The sequence below is a fragment of the Bacillus sp. JJ783 genome (assembly GCF_036963225.1).
GTDB classification, from domain to species: Bacteria; Bacillota; Bacilli; order Bacillales; family Bacillaceae_G; genus Bacillus_A; species Bacillus_A cereus_U.
Window position 1 is genome coordinate 1 of record NZ_JBALMG010000113.1, and the last position, 5,386, is coordinate 5,386.

Here is a 5,386-nt window from a genome sequence, read left to right on the forward strand (position 1 = left end):
GTTAATTATGTTTTCTAATAAACAGACTGTAGATTATCGTTAATAAATAATGTATATTTTAGAAATCTCTTTCCTACAAAAACAAAAAAGCAGATATAACATCTGCTTTAGTTTTCCTCAATTTGCTTCTCACTTAATCCAAGATGTGTTCTGAGTGTATTACTCAAATTTTGTAAGTCATTTTTATTAGGATTATAATAATATACACGCTGTCCATTTGGGCCATTTGGTAAATATAAATCATCACCGTTCAGTTGAATCTTCTCAACTGAACAATCTAAACCATATTTATAAAAAGATAAAATATCATCCAATGCTAAATTTGTTTTAAAATCACCATCGACGGCCTCAACCATTTTCTCCAGTTTTGTAATAGACCCTACACTTTTTAATTTACTTAAAATCGCCTCAATAACAAGTTGTTGGCGCTGTCCCCTCATTGCATCACTATCAATATGACGAGTTCTCGCCAAAGCAAGTGCTTCTTCTCCCGTTAATTTTTGAACCCCTTTTTTCAAGTGAATCGTATCAGGTTCATCTTTACTGTTTTGTTCAGTAAATTCAACCGGGACATCTACCTCAACACCATCGAGCCCATCAACAATTTTAATAAATGAACCAAAATTAAATTTCACAAAATAATCTACCGGTACTTGCAGTAACTTTTCTACTGCCTCAACAGAAGCTTGTGGCCCTCCATCTTTTCCGTTTTTAACGAAGCCACTTCCATATGCGTGTGTTATTTTATCCTTTTTCTTTTCGATTGGAACATATGTATATGTATCTCGTGGTATACTGGTTAACTTCACTGTCTTATCTTCTTTATTAAACGTAGCTAACAATAATGCATCCGTATGAAATGCACCATTATACCCCTTTTGCCGTTCTGGATTTTCATCAATTCCCATAATTAACATTGAAACGTTGTTTGTAATTGGCTTTACAGCTTTCTCACGTAAATTTGATTTTTCACCACGCGATAAGTTCAAATTAGATTTTTGTACGAGATTAGAAGTTTTCATATATACATAGGCACCATACCCAACTCCGCCAAATAGTAATACTCCTAACAATACACTTATTATCGTTGTCTTTTTATATTTTCGTTTATTTTTCTTTTCTCTTGAAGGAGAGGTATTCTCCATATAGTTCCCTCCGTTTTCTATTCATCTAATATGTTTTTCAATTTTTCATAATTAGTGCTATCCTTTTGAAATACATTCTCTTTCAATCCTTTGTTTATTTGTATCCATTCAGTCGTAATCGAATATTGAATCATACCTTCATGGAAACTAAGGAACTTCAACATAATCCCCGTATTTTTATCTACAACCATTTCAAATTTCCCTCTCAAATCTTCAGATGTACTTACAGGCATTTCTATGTTTATTACCCCTTCTATTTTGTAGCAATCGAGTCCAAGATACTTTGTTTCTTTATAACTCCAATCTTTATATCGAATTAATAGATCAGCAAATTCTGATTGAATACTGTATTTAGCGAATCCCACATATTCGTCATCATACCGTTTCTTCTCACCTGATTTTCTCAACACCCTTTCCGTAGGGCTTAATTTTAATAGTTCATTATTTCTTTCTTTCGGGCTCCATCTCGTCTCTTTATACGTATTATTCTTATCATTAAACTCTTTTTTTCCGTCCTCGCTATAAATAATCGTGCTTTTTTTCGATAGTTTGTCTTCTTTAGATGAAATACCACTTTGTTTCTCCGTATCAATCGCATATTTATATGTTGTAGCAATTCTTGTAGAGCTAGAATATTCTTCGAATTGCCCTGAAACATTTTGGAAATGATCAATTGAATCAAGCATCTTTTGATGAATCTTTTCCTTATCTGGATAATTGACGTTCGACTTTATTTCTTCTTCATTCTCATAATCAGAAAACGCATTCTTCTTTACGTAATTAAGCATCCCTCCATTTTGTGCAAAGCTCTGTATAGAAAACTCAGACATAGATACAATTGACAGTGTTAGAACAGCGGCACTAATAAACATCATATGTACTCTATAACTCTTTCTTTTTACAGGAAGATTACGAAGTGTATCATTAATTTTTTCGTTTAGTGCCTGTGGCAATACGGTATTATCCTTTTCTATTCTCTTTTTTAATTTTTCATCAAATGATTTTTCTTTATCCATTTTAACCACCTCCTACTCCATCTTTAATCGCTCTTCTAATTGTTCCCTTGCACGTGACAATCTTGATTTAACCGTGCCTTTTGGAATTTCTAAAAGCGTTGCAATACTTTCTTGATTCATATCTTCATAATAATAAAGTACAGTTACAGCTCTTAGTTCTTCCGTTAAAGACTGAATAGCATTACAAAGGTCAATATCTTCATATCGATCGAACGCCACCATATTACTATCATGATCCTCAATTACAATTACTTTTTTATAAGAGCGAATTATATTGTTACACTCATTCATTAAAATTCGAATTAACCAAGTTTGAAAAAACTCTTCTTTTTTTAATTTTTTTATATTTTCATAGGCTTTTAAAATTGTTGTCTGTATCGCATCCTCTATATTTGTCTCATCACGTAACATTGCCTTTGCAATGCGATACATCTTCACTTTTTCTGTATGTATAAGTGTCATAAAAGCCTCATGATTACCCTTTTTTGCTAAAGAAACATCCGTTTCTTCTTTTACAATCATCTTATATAAAGGAATTACTTTCACAATTGGTCCTCCTGTTTCAGCCTCACTTCAAATTTAACTTTACACGTATTAGACGGACGCCCCTATAAAAAGGTTCACTTTTTTGAATATTTTTGTAAATTAAAAGATAAATATCCTTTTTAGGGTGCTACACAATAAACATATCGGTTCAAATTCACAAACAAAAAAGTCCACTTTCTCAGTGGACTTTCTACTTTACAACGGTAAATCCCTCTTCCTAAACACTACAATTGCTACTATGAAAATACAAAGCGCTCCAGCTGTTAAACCTATACTCACTGGCCATATATTATATGTTCCTTCAGCAATTTCTTTCGGGCGAAATAGAGTAAATAATGATAGACTTCTCATCCACTCTAACTTATCGCTTAATTTACCTACCATATCTAATACGAAAAATAAGATTGTTAAACTTGCTGAATAACTAAGTGCCTTTCTTTCGTCATTACATATACAAGAAAAGAAAAATGAATAAGCACTAACGACTAAAAATATTAACCCTCCGACTACGTTTATCTTCAGGAATAATTCTTTATTTAAGTTATTATCACTTAAAAACCATTCTGCACCTAATAAACCCGCTACATACGTAACAATTACAATAATTAGTAACCCCAATATGAGGACAGTAGCTTGTGTAATTGCAATTTTCCCCCTTGATACAGGTGTTGCTAATAAGTATGCCATCGCCCCTTTATCTACATGACGAGCAATTAAATGTGTTGCAACTGTGACACAAAAAATTGTTAAAATGATAATAAATAATAGGCTATAGTACTCACCAGCTAAAAAATCCATTACATTTTGAATTGGACTTTCCATACCAACGATTTTTTTTACACTATCAGGCATGGCACTTATTAATTCATTTAACCCTTTCGCTGAAACCATTGATGGGAATATCCAAATTAACAACCATAAATAAAGTGCTGCACCAGTAGCATAGCTCAATATACTTTTTTGAGTTTCTTTCAAACTAGCTAAAAATAGTTGTTTATTCATGCTTTATCCCTTCTTTCTTCTCGTAATAATGCATAAATAAATGTTCTAAATCCGCCGCTCTCGTTTGAAGTGCCGTTACATTATAGTTTGAAAGTATTTGTAAAACAGTTTGATAGTTTCCTTGCACAATAATTGACGCCTCTCTACCTTTCACTCCTTCAAATTGCAAATCACATTGTTTAAGAGACTTGATTTCTTCTTGAGATGATACAGTTACATCTATCACCTGTCTTCTCATGCCTTGTAAATCATGAATGTTTTCAACTGTTACAAGGCAACCATCTTTAATAATAGCCACTCTGTCACAAGTTCTCTCAATTTCAGTGAAAATATGCGATGACATAAGAATCGTTTTCCCTCTTTGCTTTTCCTCTAATATTAAATCTATAAATACTTGTTGCATAAGTGGATCGAGTCCTGATGTCGGTTCATCTAAAATTAGTACTTCTGGATCATGCATAAATGCAGCAACAATCCCTACTTTTTGTTTCATTCCTTTAGACATTTTTCGAATTGGTGTTTTCACATCGAATTGCAAACGTTCTATCAATTCATCTCGTCTTTTTATATCTTTTAACCCACGCATTCCTTGCATCAAATTTAAAAATTCTAATCCATTCATTCCTTCAATAAAAGAAATTTCTCCTGGTAAATAGCCAACTTCTCTTTGAATTTTCGCAGCATCTTCCCAACAATCTAATCCGAAAATTGTCGCTTTACCAGCCGTCGGTTTTATAAATCCCATTAAATTACGAATCGTTGTTGATTTCCCGGCTCCATTTGGTCCTAAGTAGCCAAAAGCTTCCCCTTCTTTCACTTCAAATGTAATATTAAACAAGCCTTTTCCATTTGAAAACTGTTTTGTAACATTTTGAACTGAAATCATAAGTCCACCTCATTTTTTGAAATATTTAACATGTGATATTTCAAAATTATTGTACTCCTCATCTTTCAGATTCGCAACAACTTTTTGAAATATTTATATGTCCATATTTCAAAAAAATTGTTTTCAATTATTTTTTCTTGTATATTTTAAATGAGGTGATTATATTGAACGGCTTTGAAAAAGTGAAAGAAAAGAAAAAGCGTGCCATTAAAGAGGCAGCCTTCGTATTATTTTCAGAACGTGGATTTAATGAAGTGAAAATAGAACATATTGCAAAAAAAGCAAACGTTTCTCAAGTTACAATTTATAATCATTTTGGAAGTAAAGATGCGTTATTTAGGGAACTTATACAAGAATTTATAATATCTGAATTTCAATATTATAAAGAACTTGCAGAAGAAAAGTTACCTTTTCATGATATGATGCAAAAAATGATTGTAAGAAAAATGAATACGGGCGGGTTATTTCAGCCTGATATGTTACTACAAATGATGCAAAAAGACGAAGAGCTCCAAGAATTTATTTATAGTTATCAAAATGAAAAAATCCTGCCTTGGTATTTAGAAATATTAGAACAAGCACAGCGCAAAAATGAAATTAATCCTCATCTTTCAAAAGAAATGATGTTACTGTACATTCAAATGTTCACTAAATTAGGTGATGATTTCGGGGCACAGCTTCTTGAAGGAGATCGAGAAAAACATATACAAGATATAGTTACAATGTTCTTTTACGGACTTTCTGTTCCGCAAAAATAAAAAAAGACACAGAATTGGTCTTATCCCCGTCAA

6 protein-coding genes are annotated in these 5,386 nt (G+C 32.3%); 1 reads left to right on the forward strand and 5 read right to left on the reverse strand.

Annotated features, from left to right (window positions below; translation table 11 throughout):
* Positions 1–107 precede the first annotated feature (107 nt).
* The 5 genes from V7038_RS22250 to V7038_RS22270 all read right to left on the reverse strand — a co-directional run bounded on the left by V7038_RS22250 (position 108) and on the right by V7038_RS22270 (position 4,595).
* Positions 108–1,145, reverse strand: a complete 1,038-nt coding sequence (locus V7038_RS22250; protein WP_002111113.1) for an LCP family protein — start codon at positions 1,143–1,145, stop codon at positions 108–110.
* 17 nt (positions 1,146–1,162) lie between these two features.
* The gene (locus V7038_RS22255; protein WP_002111114.1) at positions 1,163–2,161 is read right to left on the reverse strand and encodes a hypothetical protein; all 999 of its coding nucleotides are present in this window, start codon (positions 2,159–2,161) and stop codon (positions 1,163–1,165) included.
* 12 nt (positions 2,162–2,173) lie between these two features.
* Positions 2,174–2,707, reverse strand: coding sequence for an RNA polymerase sigma factor (locus V7038_RS22260; RefSeq protein ID WP_002111115.1), 534 nt, complete (start codon positions 2,705–2,707; stop codon positions 2,174–2,176).
* Between the two features lie 195 nt (positions 2,708–2,902).
* The gene (locus V7038_RS22265) at positions 2,903–3,709 is read right to left on the reverse strand and encodes an ABC transporter permease subunit (protein WP_335695643.1); all 807 of its coding nucleotides are present in this window, start codon (positions 3,707–3,709) and stop codon (positions 2,903–2,905) included.
* A complete protein-coding gene (locus V7038_RS22270) occupies positions 3,702–4,595 on the reverse strand; it encodes an ABC transporter ATP-binding protein (protein WP_335695644.1) in 894 nt (297 codons plus the stop codon). Before V7038_RS22270 ends, V7038_RS22265 begins: the two co-directional genes overlap by 8 nt.
* 164 nt (positions 4,596–4,759) lie before the next feature.
* On the opposite strand from V7038_RS22270, the gene V7038_RS22275 reads away from it, so the two are divergent.
* Positions 4,760–5,353, forward strand: a complete 594-nt coding sequence (locus V7038_RS22275; protein WP_002111118.1) for a TetR/AcrR family transcriptional regulator — start codon at positions 4,760–4,762, stop codon at positions 5,351–5,353.
* Positions 5,354–5,386: the final 33 nt, after the last annotated feature.

Bases quoted from the DNA above. Each gene is read 5' to 3' on its own strand.
- V7038_RS22250 (WP_002111113.1), bottom strand. From the start codon at position 1,145: ATGGAGAATACCTCTCCTTCAAGAGAAAAGAAAAATAAACGAAAATAT.
- V7038_RS22255 (WP_002111114.1), bottom strand. From the start codon at position 2,161: ATGGATAAAGAAAAATCATTTGATGAAAAATTAAAAAAGAGAATAGAA.
- V7038_RS22265 (WP_335695643.1), bottom strand. From the start codon at position 3,709: ATGAATAAACAACTATTTTTAGCTAGTTTGAAAGAAACTCAAAAAAGT.
- V7038_RS22270 (WP_335695644.1), bottom strand. From the start codon at position 4,595: ATGATTTCAGTTCAAAATGTTACAAAACAGTTTTCAAATGGAAAAGGC.